Genomic DNA, 17,125 nt, shown 5'->3' on the forward strand with positions numbered 1-17,125 from the left:
ATTAGGTGAGAAAAATATTTAAATCGAAAACTTGTCTACCTTTTTATAAAAAAGCTGTTTTGGACCGCCTCGACCTAAAACAGCTTTTTTTTATTATGCACAGAGAAATAGAGTTATGCAAAAATGAATAACTTTTGTTAAAAAGATTAAGGGAAACTGGTGAGTTAGCAATCTTTTAAACTTGGCACACTTTTTGCATTATCTAATAGCAAGTAAGGAAATATAAGGAGGATAAGTAAATGGCAGAGATAAAAAAACTTGTTACAAACCTTAAGATGTATATTGATGGCGAGTGGAGAGATTCTGAAAATAATAAAACGCGTCCGGTAATTAATCCCGCAAATAGTGAAATCATTTGCTATGCACCTGAAGGAACAGTTTCCGATGCCCGCACGGCCATCTTTGCCGCCCGTAGAGCTTTCGAAGAGGGTGTTTGGTCAGGCATTTCAGCGCAGGAAAGGGCCTCCTACTTATTAAAAATAGCTGACAAAATTGATGATTATGCTGATGAATTGACTCAGCTTGAAACCATGGATAACGGAAAAACCTTACGAGAAGCGGGCTATGATGTGGGTGATGCAGCCGCATGTTTCCGCTATTATGCGGGAATGATTACACAACCTGATGGCCAGACCTACCATGTTACAGATCCGATGCAAGCAATGGTTGTCCGTGAGCCTGTTGGAGTTTGTGGCCTTATTGTTCCATGGAATTATCCACTGTTAATGAGTGTATGGAAGCTCGCGCCCGCTTTAGCAGCCGGGAATACGGTTGTCTATAAACCGTCTGAGGTTACTCCAGTTACTCCGAAAAGGCTATTTGAAATTTTTGAGGAAGTGGGCTTGCCAAAAGGGGTAGCCAATATGGTTATGGGAGCGGGTTCCGTTGTAGGAAATGAAATCGTCTCCCACCCAGAAGTAGACATGGTTTCTTTCACGGGTGGGACGCAAACTGGAAAGCATATCATGAAGACTGCGGCTCACACAATGAAAAAGGTTTCTCTAGAATTAGGCGGGAAATCACCCAATATCATTTTTGCCGATGCTGATTTTGAAACCGCGGTAGATTATGCTTTATTTGGAATCTATTCTGGGGCAGGTCAGGTCTGTTCCTCAGGTTCAAGAATCCTTGTCGAAGAAAAGATATATGATCAATTTGTGGAACGTTTTGTCCAAAGGGCCAAGAGAATTCAAGTAGGACCCGGAAATGATCCTTCATCCGAGATGGGCCCGCTTGTAAGTGCAGAGCATCTTGAAAAGGTTCTCTCCTACATTAAGATTGGTAAGCAGGAAGGTGCAACGCTTGCATGTGGTGGAAATCGAATTGTTAAAAATGGATTAGAAAATGGTTACTTTGTTGAACCAACGGTATTCGTTGATGTGAAACAAGACATGAGAATTGTTCAGGAAGAAATATTTGGCCCGGTCGTTGTCATTCAGAAGTTCAAGGATGAAAGCGAAGCCGTAAAGCTTGCGAATAATACTGTTTTTGGGCTTGCTGGTGGTGTGTTTACCAATGATGGTGCAAAAGGTCTTCGCGTCATTAAAAAGCTTCGTGCCGGGATTACTTGGATTAATTCCTATCATCCTACTTATAATGAAGCACCGTGGGGTGGCTATAAGCAAAGTGGAATTGGTCGCAGCCTTGGAACATTTGGTCTTGAGGAATTCCAGGAAATTAAACAAATTAATATCAATTTGAAGGTAGAGCCAATAGGATGGTTTTCAAAGTAGAAAACCGGAAGCGCCTGTTTAGGGAAGTACACTAGCCGTTGGGGTGCTTGCGCCCGGCAATTATCAAATTTCAAAATTTATTTTTTCAGGAGGAACAAAATCATGAGTATCGATTTAAAACAAGAATTTAAGAATAAGCAGTATCAAAACGTGAGCGAATACATTAATAAGGTTTTGAGTTTAATAGAAAAAGAGGAAATAAATCAAGAAGAAGCTGCATGGATTACAAAGGAAACGGTCGAGGGCTTTCGTGAGAACGTCAATCCTGGATTTCTAGCTTATCGTAAAACGGTAACAAAGGATGGTCAATTTGCTGCGGTGGAATGGTCAGATAATGGATCATGTTTTAAAGATGTAAATGGCAAGGAATATATCGATTGTCTGGGTGGTTTTGGCATTTATAATGTCGGGCACCGAAATCCCAAAGTGGTAAAGGCAGTTACTGATCAATTGAAACGCCAGGCTCTTCATAGTCAAGATTTACTTGATCCGCTTCGAGCCATGCTAGCTAAAATTTTAGGTGAGATTACTCCAGGCGATTTGAAATATGCCTTTTTTACAAACAGTGGAACAGAAAGTGTTGAGGCAGCATTAAAGCTTGCCAAAATGTACAGTAAGCGGACAACTTTTATTTCGACTACTCGCGCTTTCCACGGGAAAAGCTTAGGCGCGTTATCTGGAACGGCAAAAGGTATGTTCCGTAAACCTTTCCTTCCGTTAATTCCAGGCTTCCGCCATGTCCCATTCGGGGATATCGATATGATGAAAAAAACTTTTGAGGTATGCTCTTCAGTTGGCGAAGATGTGGGTGCCGTTATTCTTGAACCGATTCAAGGTGAAGGCGGAATCATTCTTCCTCCAGAAAACTATTTAAAAGAAGTTAGGGAGCTATGTGATCAATACGGTTCTTTGCTGATTTTTGATGAGGTACAAACGGGTATGGGACGGACTGGAAAAATGTTCGCAGCGGAATTGTATAACGTTGTTCCGGATATTATCTGTCTGGCAAAAGCATTTGGCGGCGGCGTCATGCCTGCTGGTGCTGTTGTAGCGACAGAAAATGTATTCAATAGCTGGTTTGATAATCCGTTTATGCACACAACAACCTTCGGTGGCAATCCACTTGCATGCGCCGCGGCGATTGCAACGATTGGAGTTTTGCTTGAGGAAAAATTACCAGATCGGGCTGCAGAGGTTGGTGAATACTTCCTTCAAGAGTTAAAAGAGGCGGCTAAAGGTCAAGAGGATAAGGTTCTTGAAATTCGCGGACAAGGACTGATGATTGGGATTGAATTCCATGAAGATGAAATCGGTTATGAGGTTTCAAAAGGGATGTTTGATCACGGTATCCTTGTAGCCGGAACCTTGATCAACTCGAAGACCATTCGTATCGAGCCTGCTTTAACAATTAGTTATGAAGAAGTAGATAAAGTGGTTAGCACATTTAAACAAGTGTTATCACAGGTGAAAAAATAACGATTATTTTTAAGATGAATCAAAACTAGGAGGAGCATGAAAGTGGAAAAGAAATTTATTAAACAACAAACACATCTACCTGGTCCGATATCAAAAGAACTGTTGGAGCGGAGAAATAAATATGTACCAAAAGGAATCAGCAATAATTGCCATTCCTTTGTGAAAAAAGCAGCAGGGGCCCTTGTTGAGGATGTAGATGGAAATTCGTACATTGATTTTGCTGGTGCGATTGGTACTTTAAACGTCGGGCATACGCATCCACGGGTAGTAAGGGCGCTTCAAGAGCAAACAAGTCAATTTATTCACACGTGCTTTAACGTCATGATGTACGAATCATACATTAATTTAGCTGAAAGACTTTGTAAGCTTGCTCCAGGAAACTTTGATAAACAGGCTGCTTTTTTTAACAGTGGTGCTGAAGCCGTTGAAAATGCAGTGAAAATTGCTAGGAAATATACAAAACGCCAAGGAATCGTCTCATTTACCCGGGGCTTCCATGGCCGGACTTTAATGACTATGACAATGACAAGTAAAGTAAAACCATATAAGTTCGGTTTCGGCCCATTTGCACCAGAGGTCTATAAGGCACCATATCCATATGTATATAGACGCCCTGAAGGAATGACCGAACAGCAATATAGTATGATGATCATTGATCAATTTGAGCAGTTTTTACTAGCTGAAGTGGCCCCAGAGACGATAGCAGCCGTCGTGATGGAACCTGTTCAAGGGGAAGGCGGATTTATAGTTCCTGACATCGCCTTTGTTCAAAGGGTTAGAGAAATTTGCAGTCAGCATGGAATCTTGTTTATTGCCGATGAAATTCAAACTGGATTTGCCCGGACTGGAAAGTATTTTGCGATTGAACATTTTGATGTCGTTCCTGATTTAATTACGATTTCAAAATCTATGGGAGCGGGTGTGCCAATTAGTGGTGTGATTGGCAGGGGAGAAATTATGGATGCTGTTGAGCCTGGAGAAATTGGTGGAACCTATTCAGGAAGCCCTCTCGGCTGCCGGGCAGCATTGGCTGTTTTAGATATCATTGAGAGTGAAAATCTCAATGATCGAGCAAGAATATTGGGAGATAGGGTAATTGAAAAAATGCAGTTTTTAGCGGGGCGCTTCGAATGCATTGGAGATGTACGAGGCTTAGGTGCGATGTGCGCGATGGAAATTGTCAAAGACGGACAATCGAAAACTCCTGATAAGGAGACGGTTGGGAAAATTGTAAAAGCTGCAGGGGAACGGGGGCTTATGTTACTTAGTGCCGGGCTTTATGGTAACGTCATTCGCATTCTAATGCCGTTAACGATATCGGACGATCAGCTTGAAGAAGGATTGCAAATTCTTGAAGAAGCGTTTGAAGCAGTTTTGATGAATGATCATGTCGTATCTGCTGGGAGGTAATGAAATGGATAAAGTAGAGAAAAAGTTTCAAATCTATCCCATGTATCTTAACGGAGAATGGGTTGGAAATGATTATGAAGTTTATACCGAAATTATAAATCCGGCTACAAAGGAAGTTGTTGGTGCTGTGCCAACAGGTGGTGCTTATGAAGCGGAGAAGGCTGTCGATGCTGCCCACAAGGCTTTCAAAGCCTGGTCCAAGAAAACAGCGGATGAGCGCTATAAACTCCTCATGAATTGGTACCAATTAATTGAAGAAAACAAACATGACATTGCTAGGATCATGACGATTGAGCAAGGAAAACCATTAAATGAGGCTCTTGGAGAGGTCCAGTATGCGAATGGGTTTATCTCTTGGTATGCAGAAGAAGGCAAACGGATTTACGGTGAAACCATTCCAGCCTCTCACCCTAATAAAAGAATATTAGTTAGGAAAGAACCAGTTGGTGTGGTTGCCGCGATTACTCCGTGGAACTTCCCAGCAGCGATGATTACTAGAAAAGTAGCTCCAGCGCTTGCTGCAGGGTGTACGGCTGTTGTGAAACCAGCAAACCAAACCCCTCTTACGGCTTTGAAAATGGTGGAGCTTGCCCATGAAGCAGGGATTCCTGCGGGTGTGTTAAATATAATTACCGGAAGGGCATCAGAAATTGGTGAAGTGTGGCTGAGGGATGCTAGAGTAACGAAAATTACCTTTACTGGTTCGACAGAGGTTGGGAAAACACTGATGCGCGGAGCTGCTGAAAATGTAAAAAAGGTATCACTTGAGCTTGGCGGAAATGCACCATTTATCGTTATGGATGATGCAAATCTAGAAAAAGCAGCTGTAGGACTTGTTCAATCGAAATTTCGTAACGCCGGTCAAACCTGTATTTGTACCAATCGAATTTATGTACAAGAAGGGATTGCAGAAGAATTTATAACGCTTTTCCAAGCAGAATTAGAAAAGCTTAAGGTCGGGAACGGACTTGAAGAGGGAACGGATATCGGTCCATTAATCGATAAACCTGCATATAAAAAAGTAGAGGGACTTGTCAATGATGCAATTAAAAAGGGTGGAAGGATCACTTACAGTGGACTTAAACCTGCTGAAGAAAACGGCTATTTCTTTGCCCCTACAATATTGACCGATATTAACGACGATATGGAATGTATGAAGGATGAAATTTTTGGGCCACTGGCACCAATCTCGATCTTCAAAACGGAAGAGGAAGTCATTGAACGAGCTAACGATTCTTGTTACGGGTTGGCAGCGTATGTTTATACAGAAAACTTAAATCGTTCCTATAGAATCACAGAGCAGCTTGAGTACGGGATTATTGGGCTTAATGACGCTTTGCCTTCAGCTGTTCAAGTTCCATTCGGCGGCTATAAAGAAAGCGGCCTCGGTCGTGAAGGTGGCAAATACGGGATCGAAGAGTTTTTAGAAGTGAAATATATATCCATAGGTTTGGACTTGTTTTGAGGCGGAGTCCTACCTAAACGTAGCGCGGAATAATCTATTAGTTACAAATATAAGAAGCAGCCAAGGATTTCTTGAAAAAAAGCGCTTGGCTGCTTGTTTATCTTTTGATTCATTTAGATAAAAATTCAATTGTTTTCCTTTCTGAATAGACTGTACGATATAAATACATCCATTGACCTTTTTACTTTTATTACCTTACATATACTCTCCAGGAATCATTTGTTAGCCTAAGATGATGTCGTACTCTTTCTTCTAATTCGGGCCCATTTTTTGACGCACTAAACGCATAATGGGGTACCGCCAGTAAAACACGGATTTGCAAAAAGTTAAGGGATTTTTACTATTAAAACCCCAATTTCTCATTAATATTACTGAGAGGTTGGGGTTTTTTCTTCAACAATTTTATCTTGTTGAAGAAAAAACTGTGTAAAGTCCTACCTTCTTAATTTCAGGCAGCCATTAGAGGACGAATATACTTGTAATTTAATATTAAAAGTCGTCTAGGCGGTGTTGTCATTGTTGGAGTAATATATGGCATCTTAATATTATGAAAATTAATTTATAAAGGTAGTGATCTTTTGGAAAAGAACCTAGATTTACTCAAAATTGAACTTGAATTGAAGGCATTTGAAAATGGAAATATTGTTGATTTCCCATAGAGGCAACTTAATTGGACCTTTTCTTATGCAAATAACAGAGGTTCTAATTCAGGAAGGGGTCAGTAATTTTTAACATATTAATGTCGATAAAATCATCCGCAAACGGGCTGTTTATAAGGAAATAGACTAGTATAGAAAATCTAAAACCCATCTCTAACGACTAATTATGCAATATTACATATTTTATGTAATATTGCATAAAACTATGAATTAATTAAAAGTTTTGTATTTTACAACTATTAAAAAAACGCTTTAATTCAATCACTATATAATCAATCCCCACTTGGTATGAAATTTGCATATTAGTTAATTAAATACGATTAAGGGTGGAGTGATACATGGAGAATGCAAAATTAAGACGTTCGTTAACAGTATTTCCTTTGGTGCTATTTGGATTGGCTTATATGGCACCTACAACAGTCTTTTCTACTTATGGGGTTGTTGCAGAAATAACAAATGGCATGGTACCAGCTGCTTATATTATTGCTTTAGTTGGTATGTTGTTTACAGCCTATAGTTATGGTCAAATGGTTAGAGCCTTCCCTGTTGCCGGTTCTGCATATACCTATTCTCAAAAGGCTTTTAATCCTCATATTGGATTCTTAGTAGGCTGGGTTATCCTACTAGACTATTTATTTTTGCCAATGATTAATGGATTACTAATCGCTATTTACTTAAACGCATATTTTCCATCTGTTCCTTTTTCCGTCTGGTTAATTGCCTTTGTAATTTTAACTACCATTGTAAATATAATCGGAGTTAAAATAGCAACAAAGATAAATCTATTATTAGTTGCCTGTCAATTCTTAATAATAGTTATATTTACATTCCTCTCAATTAAAGGGTTAGTTAACGGAATGGGTTCCGGAACATTATTTATGAGTTCTCCATTTGTGAATGAAGAAATATCACTATCTTTAGTATTAGCAGGATCTTCTATTTTATGTTTATCTTTTTTAGGGTTTGATGCTGTTACTACTTTTTCAGAGGAGACCATTAATCCTAAAAAAGTAATACCAAAGGCTATTTTCCTCGTCGCATTAATAGGAGGAGTTCTGTTTGTCACCATCTCATACATCAGTCACCTTGTTTTCCCAAATTTTCAAGCCTTTAAAGATCCAGATTCTGCTGCCTTAGAAATTGCAATATACGTCGGGGGTAATTTATTTCAATCTATTTTTCTAGCAGGATATATTACAGGGGGACTGGCATCTGGTTTATCATCTCACGCAAGTGTTTCGCGGCTTTTGTATGCGATGGGGAGAGATGGAGTTCTTCCTAAGAAAATATTTGGTCATATTCATCCAAAATTTCGAACTCCATCACACAACATTATCTTAGTGGGTATTTTTGCTTTATCTGCTTTATTTGTTGATTTAGTGACAGCATCATCCTTTATTAATTTTGGAGCGCTTGTTGCATTTACATTTGTTAATTTTTCGGTTATTTCTCATTATTTTATTAGAGAGAAACAGAGAAACGGATTTGGCACATTAAAATATCTAATTTTGCCACTGATTGGTGCTAGTTTCACAATTTGGTTATGGACTAGTCTTGATTTAAAGGCACTTTTACTCGGACTAGGATGGCTTGGAATTGGTTTCATCATGCTCCTTTCAACTACGAAAATGTTTAGTAAACGGCCGCCAGAGCTTTCTATTGATAATGCGGAGGTAAATGAAATTCAAGCATAAAAGCTAGATCTACCAAGGAGGGTAAAAAATGGTAAAGGCAGACATCGTTCTTTCTAGTCAACATGTTTTTACTGGGCTACAAGATGAGCCTATAAAAGCAACTATCGCTATTAAAGATAATAAAATTATTGAGATCGGTTCTAAAGAAGAAATATTGTCATTCATTGGGGATCAAACAAAAGTGTTTGACATGGAAGAAGAACTAATTATTCCGGGATTTCATGATTTTCATATGCACATAATGATGGGGAGCATTTTACAGAAGGATAGTGCCAAATTATTTGATGCTGCTTCAGAAGAAGATGCAGCTAAAATAGTAGCTAATTTTGCAGAAACGAGACCGAGTGATGAATGGATATTAGGGGTTGGCTGGGATCATACCAGTTGGAGAAAGAAAGCGCTGCCACATAGAACTACATTAGATAAATATATTAATGATCGTCCTGTTTTATTATTCAACGCAGAAGTGCATTACGCATGGATCAATAGTAAAGCAATAGAAATGATTCATTTAACGAAGGACTCCCCAGCTCCTGAGTATGGAGAAATTGGAAAAGATGAAAATGGGGAATTAACAGGCATTCTATTTGAACATGCAATTGGGTATGCAACAGAACATGCATACAAAATACCGAAAGAAAAACGTTTAAAACTATTCCAAGGCTTTCTTAATGAAACAAAAAAATTAGGAATCACATCCGTTAATGATTTATACGGAGCAAAAATTGCGCCAAATCCATTAGACGATCTTGAAATTTTTAAGGAATTTGATAGAGAAGGGTTACTTACAACTAGGATCCACTTTTCGCCAGAGTTAAAAATGGATTTAGCTGAAGCAAAGGATTTACAAATAAATTACCAATCAGATAAGCTTACCTTCGCTGGATTAAAACAATTTATAGATGGAGTTGTAACAAGCCATACTGCATTTTTACTAGATCCATATAAAGACCGTCCGGAAACAAAAGGTGAAACCACCTATCCACCTGAAGGTATTAAACAATTAGTAAAAAAGGCCGATAAGGAAAAATTCCAAATTCGATTCCATGCTATTGGTAACGGTGCTGTCCGCTTAGCATTAGATGCATTTGAAGAAGCGAGAAACGAAAATGGGGAAAGAGATGCTAGACATGTCATTGAACATGTGGAAGTATTGCATCCAGACGATGTCCATCGCTTTAAGGAATTAGGTGTAATCGCTTCCTTTCAACCCAAACATATTGAATTAATGGAAAGTGATGCATATACAGCTAGAATTAGTGAAAATCAACAACCTCTCTATTACCCTATTAAAACAATAGTAGATACTGGTGCAAAAGCTGCCTTTGGTACGGATTTTCCTGTAGTACCTCTAAACCCTATGATGGGTATTTATCAGGCAATAACCAGAAAAGATTTAACTGGGAAGGCGTGGCAAAAGTCGGAAGGAGTTACATTAGCACAAGCGTTAAAATACTACACGGCTACTCCGGCATTTGGATCTTTTAGAGAAAAAGAATTAGGCACATTGGAAGAAGGGAAGTTAGCGGATATCGTAGTATTAAATAAAAATTTATTTGGCATATCAACAGATGAAATTCTTGAGACTGAAGTGAAAATGACGATTATGGATGGAAAGGTTGTATATGAAAACCAGGTCGTCCCAACTGTATAAGATAAAAAAATATATAAGGCAGGTAGTGAGAAAATGTCAAAAGTAAAAGTTGGTCTTATTCAAATTCATTGCGGAGAATTGATTGAACAAAATATTCAAAAAACGATAGGGAAAATAAAAGAAACAGTAAATAAAGGGGCACAAATCGTTTGCTTACAGGAATTATTTTCTTCGCAATATTTTCCACAAACGGTCAATGTGGAAAATTATGATTTAGCTGAAGATGTAGATAGCGGTACATTAGCTGAAATGGGTGAATTGGCAAAGGAATTAGGGATTGTCTTGATTGTTCCTTTTTACGAAAGAGCAGGTGCAGGTATTTATTTTAATAGTGCAGCAGTATTTGATGCTGATGGGGAATGTTTAGGTATTACAAGAAAAAATCATATTCCAGACGGCCCACAGTATCATGAAAAATATTATTTTGTTCCTGGCAATACTGGATACCCTGTCTATGAAACTACTTATGGAAAAATAGGGATTGGAATTTGTTGGGACGAATGGTTCCCTGAGGTTGCTCGAATTTTGAGCCTACAAGGGGCTGAAATATTATTCTATCCGTCTGCTATTGGTTCAGAGCCAGATCATCCTGAAATATCAACAAGATCATCCTGGGAAAAGGCAATTTCAGCTCATGGTATTTCTAATGGTGTATTTGTTGCTGCGACAAATCGAGTAGGCCAGGAAAAGGACATGAATTTTTACGGTGGGTCATTTATTAGCGATACATTAGGGAATATTCTAGCTTCACTTGATGATGAAGAAGGAATTATCGTTCAAGAGATTGATTTAAAAGAAATTGAAAATACGAGGAAAATCCTACAATTCTTTAGGGACCGTCGTGTCGACACATATGGCTCTCTATTACAAAAGGAAATGCTTCCGTTACCTTCTCCTATTAAAAAGGGAATAAAAAAAATAAAATGCTAAGACTGTATGGGGCATTTTGAATTAATAGGAATCTGGCTGGAAATCTATTGTTTTTAAGGAGGTTGTCAGGTAGGATTCTACTATTGAAACTATTAGTAATGCTCTCAGTAGTTAAAAACATGAAGAGTGCATAATCATTACTTTTATATCAGTGTTGGTTAGAAGGAGAAAAAACATGCAAAATAAGCTGAGTATAGGAGAAATGGCGAAGTTAAGAAGCGTAACGGTAGATACGTTGCGTCATTACGATAAAATTGGTTTGCTAAAGCCGTATCACATTGACCCGGATTCTGGCTATCGTTATTATTCCATTTATCAGTATGAAGTTCTCGGAACAATAAAGGAATTAAGGAGGGTCGGTTTTTCCTTAGAAGAAATCAAGCAATTTCTATCGAATCGCAATGTCAAAAAATCGGTTCAATTACTTCAAAAGTCAATGGTTAATATACAGGGAAAAATAAAGGAATTGCAAGATATCCATAATACTTTGATGGCCCGAATAAACAATATTGAAAATTTCACAAACTGTTACAGGAATGCTGATATCGTGATTAAACATTTTGAAGAACGGGACTACATTCAGTTTGACAGACCGGTAAGCTGGGAGGATAAAGAAAATCTTTATTTTGGGTTTTTGGATCTCGAAAACAGGATTGGTGGTACCATTCCAGTATTGGCAAGCAATAAATTTGGAGATTTTATCAAGAAAGAATACTTTGATGAAATTCGTCAATCATCTGATTTTCCCCGTAACTTAAGTGCATATGAATCTCAAGTATTCATTCTTGTGCAGGATGAAGAGTCTAAGCAACCAACGCAAAAAATAGAAAAAGGGCTATTCATATGTTCCTACCATGGAGGACTCGTAAGGGAGAAAATGCTGCCCCAGCTTAAAAAGCTACTCCATTATTGCGATACTCATGGCTACGTTATTATCGGCGACGCCCTTCGAATTATGCAGGTTGACGTTTCACTGACTGATAAATATGATGAAGCTTATTATGAAATACAAATTCCAATTCAAGAGAAAGTAAACTAGCAAATAGCCACGAAATGACAGCGTTATCATTTCGTGGCTGTTTTTTTTATGGGAACGGTTTACTCTGGAGTTAGACGAGACTTTATAATAGATTCATTCACTGGTGGAGTGAAGCTTTTCTTGAATGGAAAACAGCAAGGTGTTATTTGAAAAGAAATCATTATGTTAAAAGGAGTGAGTTTGTTGTTGCAATATGTTAAAATTCGAAAAATCGCAGGGTCGTTACGATGGTGTCCTTTACCTTTTCTTACTCTTCATTACCAACTCCTGCTGATGCGGCTGATCAGAGGACAGCCATTTCAGTACTTAAAAACCGAATTTTGAGAGCGGTTACAAGTCATTCAGCAATAACTGGAACTGTTGCCGTTCAATTAAATGCTTTTTATGTTGGTTACCCTTAAAAACAAAAGGAGCCCAGAGAAGAATAACTTTTCCATTACCAGATATAAATAGAATTCCATAAAAGATATTCAGAATAGTCCAATTTTGTGTGAGATATTCATTGATGAATTTTTACTACGGATCGTTAGCCACAAACAATTTACAAGGAGGCCTGATTAATGGAAAAAACAAATGCACCAACACTTAAGCGCTCTCTTACTTTAATGCCTGTCATCTTCTTCGGATTGGCTTTCATGGCTCCAAAAACGTTTTTCTCAACATATGGGGTTGCTGTACACAGTACAAACGGGATGATGCCAACCGCTTATGCGATTGCGTTAGTTGTCATGTTATTTACAGCTTATAGCTATGCTCAATTGGTGAAAGCATTTCCGAATGCAGGGGCAGCTTATACGTTTACGCAAAAATCAATAAGCCCACATATTGGGTTTATCGTTGGTTGGACAATCATCATTGACTATATATTAAGTCCGATGATCAGTTCCTTAATCCTCGGAATTGCATTGAAGGCTTATTTCCCATCCATTCCGATGTTTGTTTGGATCATAGGATTCAGTGCGTTTATTACAGCTGTCAATATTCTAGGCATTAAATTAGCAGTGAAACTTAATACGTACATGCTTCTCTCTCAAATTTTATTGTTTGTACTATTTTTTGTTTTGACGATTAAAGGGCTTCTTGCAGGAAGAGGAGCAGGAGTATTATTTTCAACCGTTCCCTTCCTTGATTCTGAAGTTAATGTATCTGCTCTTCTATCTGTTGTCCCTATTCTATGTTTTAGCTTTTTAGGCTTTGATGCAGTAACAACATTGTCAGAAGAGACAAAGGATCCTGCGAGAACGTTACCAAAAGCAATCTATCTCATAACGTTGATTGGTGGATTCTTGTTTATCACAGGTTCTTATTTTGCACAACTTATTTTTCCGGATTTTCAGTCTTTCAAAAATCCTGAATCCGCCTATTTAGAGATTGCAATGTATATCGGTGGAAACATTTTTTCGAGTTTATTTATAGTAGTAGGTCTAGCGACTACCACTGCTTCTGCCGTTGCATCCGGAACGAGCGCATCTCGGATTTTGTATGCGATGGGGAGGGAAAGTGTATTGCCGAAAAAAATCTTTGGCTATGTATCCCCAAAATATCGTACACCTGTAGTCAATATTTTAATCGTTGGTGTAGTTTCGTTAAGTGCCCTTTTCCTAAATCTAACAACAGCCGTATCCCTTATTAGTTTTGGGGCGTTGTTCGCTTTTTTCTTTGTGAACCTTTCAGTTGTTGCTCACTATTTTTTCCGAAAGAAACAAAGGTCTTTTAAAGGCACGATTCAATATTTGATTATCCCGCTTATTGGTGCAGCACTCATTGGATTGTTTTTTATAGAACTGGATAAACATTCACTATTACTAGGTGGAATTTGGCTGCTTATCGGATTTATCTATCTATTAAACTTAACGAAAGTGTTTAGACAGCCGCCCCCTGAGCTTTCTTTTAAAGAGGCTCAATAATAAGGGAGTTAATTTATATAAATGAGAGAAGGGATTTTCAGATGTATAACCTGTTCAATATGCTGATAACCAAGGGTTTAACGGGATCCAATGTTGAGAAATCAAACGTAATTTATATACATATATGAGAGGATGGATTAATAATGAGCCAACAAAAAGCTGATATGATTATTGCAAGTAATACTGTATTTACAGGGCTTTCTGATCAACCGGAGCCTGCATCTATTGCGGTTAAGGGCAGCAAAATCATTGCGATTGGTTCTGAGGAGCAGATTAAACCTTATTCAGGCGAGAATACAAAAATCTATCAATTTAATGACCAATTAATTATGCCGGGATTCCATGATTTCCATCTTCATATTATGCAAGGTGCCGTTTCCCTCAATAGTGTCAATCTGTTCGCGGCTCGTTCAGAAGAGGAAGCGCTAGAAATGATTCGCGAATTCGCCGAATCAAAACCGGAAAATCAATGGGTAATCGGATTTACCTGGGATGCAGGATATTGGGATACACAACAATTACCGAACCGCCAGTCATTGGATCATATCCTTCCTGACCGCCCAGCAATCATGTTTCACGCTGAAGGTCATTATGCATGGGTAAATACGAAAGCATTAGAGATTGCAAATATTACTCGTAATACGGAAAACCCTTCTTATGGAACTATTGGAAAAGACGAAAATGGAGAACCAAATGGTATTTTATATGAAAAAGCAATGGATGGAGTTGTCCGCTATGCATTTAACTTTTCAAGTACACAAAAGAATGAAGTCTTCTCTAATTTCTTGGCATACGCAGCAAGCTTAGGGGTAACGGCAGTTCATGACTTACATGGTTTAAAAACAATAGAATCTCTCCATGTTTTCAAAGAATTTGAAGACAAAGATAAATTAACAATGCGTATTCATTTATGGCCTGCTTTAAATGGCGATCTTGAGTATGCCAAACAATTGCGAGAGAGGTATCAATCGGATAAACTCCGTGTCTCAGGACTGAAACAATTTATCGATGGAGTCATTACCGCACGTACTGCCTATTTACTTGAACCTTATGCGGATCAACCAGAAACACGCGGAGATACGTCTTTCCCTCCTGAAATGATAAAAAAATGGGTCATTGATGCAGATAAAGAGGGCTTCAGCATTCGTTTTCATGCGATTGGGGATGGCGCGATTCGTCTTGCTCTAGATGCCTATGAGGAGGCACAGCAGGCGAACGGTCCAAGAGATTCACGGCATTCTGTGGAACATATTGAAGTGATTCATCCTGATGATATCCATCGTTTCAAAGAGCTTGGTGTTACTGCTTCGATGCAGCCAGATCACTTAGCGATGTCCGAAAGAGGTGTTTACACCGAACAAATTGGTACTGAACGAGAAAAGCATGTTTTCTCGATTCATACATTACAAAAAGCTGGGGCGAAATTAGCATTTGGAACGGACTTCCCAATTGATGTCCTTAATCCACTTCTGCAAATCTATCGTGCAGTAACGAGAATCGACAGTAGCGGAAAAACGGTATGGCATCCACATGAAAGGATCTCACTTTCCGAAGCATTAAAAGCTTATACGATGGGATCGGCATTCGGTTCATTCAGGGAGCATGAATTAGGGACATTGGAAGTAGGGAAGCTTGCTGATCTTGTCGTCTTGGAACGAAATCTCTTTGAAGTACCCGTGGAAGAAATACCAGATACAAAGGTTCAGCTAACGATCGTTGATGGTAAAGTAGTTTATGATCATGCTGGTGCATTGGTATAGGAATAAGAATGGCTGCGATTCAGTGAGTTATACAAGGAGGATTGATGTATGAGCAATACAAGTTCACCAACTCTTAAACGTTCTCTTTCATTAAAATATGTTGTGTTTTTTGGCTTAGCCTTTATGGCTCCAACAACGATGTTTTCAACATATGGAGTAGCTGTTCAAAGCACGAACGGGATGATTTCAACTGCCTATATCGTTGCCTTAATGGTTATGTTATTTACAGCTTACAGCTATGCGCAAATGGTGAAAGCCTTTCCGAATGCGGGTGCTGCCTATACTTTTACACAAAAATCCCTTAGTCCTCACATCGGTTTTCTAGTAGGTTGGACTCTCTTATTGGATTATGTATTTAGTCCAATGATAAGCGCTTTACTGTTAGGAATAGCAATGAAGGCATATTTCCCTTCGATTCCTATGTTCATTTGGATTATTATCTTTATCGTTACGATTACGATTGTAAATATACTGGGCATCAAGGTAGCCGCTAAGTTTAATGCTGCACTTCTGTTCCTTCAGTTTGGAACACTCGCATTATTCATAACCTTTTCAATTAAGGGTTTAATAAATGGCATGGGAGCAGGAACACTTTTTTCAATATTTCCGTTTATCAATTCGAATGTAAATATGTCAGACTTTATGTCTGTGATGCCTCTTTTATGCTTTTCCTTTTTAGGGTTTGATGCAGCAACAACTCTTGCTGAGGAAACGAAGAACCCTCGAAAATCTATACCTAGGGCTATTTATCTTATTACTATCATTGGTGGACTATATTTTATTATCGGTTCATATTTTTTACAGCTTGTCTGGCCAGATTACCACTCATTCAAAGCGCCGGAAGCTGCTTATATAGATATTGCAATGTATATTGCGGGCAACTTTTTAACAAGTTATATTCTTGCTGAAGGAATCATGTCAAGTTTTGCTGCGGCTATTGCGTCAGGAACAAGTGCTTCACGTATTTTATATGCAATGGGACGTGAACGTGTACTTCCTGCCAAAATATTTGGGTATCTTTCACCTAAATATCGTACACCTGTCTTCAACATCTTAATTATAGGAGTTGTTGCTTTAAGCTCAATTTTCTTAAACCTTACTACTGCCGTATCGCTGATAAGTTTTGGTGCATTTTTTGCTTTTACCTTCGTTAATCTTTCGGTTATCTCGTACTTTTATTTCCGAAAAAAACAGAGGTCTATTATGGGGACAATTCGGTACCTTATTATTCCTTTGCTTGGCGCTTCACTTACAGGATTTTTTTGGGTGAAATTAGATATTCATTCACTTTTACTAGGAGGAGCGTGGCTTACGGTAGGATTTTTATACCTTCTAAACCTTACCAAAATGTTTAGACAACCTCCTCCAGAGATAGCCTTTGAAGAAGCTCAATAAAAG

The 17,125-nt window shown here is 38.5% G+C and carries 11 protein-coding genes and 1 pseudogene; 11 read left to right on the forward strand and 1 reads right to left on the reverse strand.

The features are described from left to right. Positions 1-239 precede the first annotated feature (239 nt). From DFO73_RS23695 to DFO73_RS23710, 4 genes are all read left to right on the forward strand, one after another. Positions 240-1,733: an aldehyde dehydrogenase family protein gene (locus DFO73_RS23695; protein WP_110067170.1), complete on the forward strand. Its 1,494-nt coding sequence runs from the start codon at positions 240-242 to the stop codon at positions 1,731-1,733. Positions 1,734-1,835: 102 nt separating this feature from the next. Further along, positions 1,836-3,209 carry a putrescine aminotransferase gene (locus DFO73_RS23700; protein ID WP_110067171.1) on the forward strand — a complete coding sequence of 458 codons (1,374 nt, stop codon included), beginning with the start codon at positions 1,836-1,838 and terminating at the stop codon, positions 3,207-3,209. Between the two features lie 42 nt (positions 3,210-3,251). Beyond that, positions 3,252-4,619 carry a 4-aminobutyrate--2-oxoglutarate transaminase gene (gabT, locus tag DFO73_RS23705; protein ID WP_375137345.1) on the forward strand — a complete coding sequence of 456 codons (1,368 nt, stop codon included), beginning with the start codon at positions 3,252-3,254 and terminating at the stop codon, positions 4,617-4,619. A 40-nt stretch (positions 4,620-4,659) separates the two neighbouring features. After that, positions 4,660-6,084, forward strand: a complete 1,425-nt coding sequence (locus DFO73_RS23710) for an NAD-dependent succinate-semialdehyde dehydrogenase (RefSeq protein ID WP_142669542.1) — start codon at positions 4,660-4,662, stop codon at positions 6,082-6,084. Positions 6,085-6,130: 46 nt separating this feature from the next. On the opposite strand, the pseudogene DFO73_RS29500 reads toward DFO73_RS23710, so the two are convergent. Beyond that, positions 6,131-6,349, reverse strand: a pseudogene (locus DFO73_RS29500) (DDE-type integrase/transposase/recombinase); the annotation flags it as partial. A 732-nt stretch (positions 6,350-7,081) separates the two neighbouring features. Here DFO73_RS29500 and DFO73_RS23720 point away from each other — a divergent pair. From DFO73_RS23720 to DFO73_RS23750, 7 genes are all read left to right on the forward strand, one after another. Further along, positions 7,082-8,437, forward strand: coding sequence for an APC family permease (locus DFO73_RS23720; protein WP_110067174.1), 1,356 nt, complete (start codon positions 7,082-7,084; stop codon positions 8,435-8,437). Between the two features lie 28 nt (positions 8,438-8,465). Continuing rightward, positions 8,466-10,091: an amidohydrolase gene (locus DFO73_RS23725; RefSeq protein ID WP_110067175.1), complete on the forward strand. Its 1,626-nt coding sequence runs from the start codon at positions 8,466-8,468 to the stop codon at positions 10,089-10,091. 33 nt (positions 10,092-10,124) lie between these two features. Beyond that, positions 10,125-11,021, forward strand: coding sequence for a carbon-nitrogen hydrolase (locus DFO73_RS23730; protein WP_110067176.1), 897 nt, complete (start codon positions 10,125-10,127; stop codon positions 11,019-11,021). Between the two features lie 175 nt (positions 11,022-11,196). Then, positions 11,197-12,060 carry a MerR family transcriptional regulator gene (locus tag DFO73_RS23735; RefSeq protein WP_110067177.1) on the forward strand — a complete coding sequence of 288 codons (864 nt, stop codon included), beginning with the start codon at positions 11,197-11,199 and terminating at the stop codon, positions 12,058-12,060. Between the two features lie 560 nt (positions 12,061-12,620). After that, positions 12,621-13,967, forward strand: a complete 1,347-nt coding sequence (locus tag DFO73_RS23740; RefSeq protein ID WP_110067178.1) for an APC family permease — start codon at positions 12,621-12,623, stop codon at positions 13,965-13,967. A 143-nt stretch (positions 13,968-14,110) separates the two neighbouring features. After that, positions 14,111-15,727 carry an amidohydrolase gene (locus DFO73_RS23745; RefSeq protein ID WP_110067179.1) on the forward strand — a complete coding sequence of 539 codons (1,617 nt, stop codon included), beginning with the start codon at positions 14,111-14,113 and terminating at the stop codon, positions 15,725-15,727. Between the two features lie 48 nt (positions 15,728-15,775). Next, positions 15,776-17,122, forward strand: coding sequence for an APC family permease (locus DFO73_RS23750; RefSeq protein ID WP_110067180.1), 1,347 nt, complete (start codon positions 15,776-15,778; stop codon positions 17,120-17,122). The last annotated feature ends 3 nt before the right edge of the window (positions 17,123-17,125 follow it).

Origin of the sequence: Cytobacillus oceanisediminis, assembly GCF_003182355.1 — a bacterium.
In the GTDB taxonomy this organism is placed as follows: domain Bacteria; phylum Bacillota; class Bacilli; order Bacillales; family Cytobacillaceae; genus Cytobacillus; species Cytobacillus oceanisediminis_A.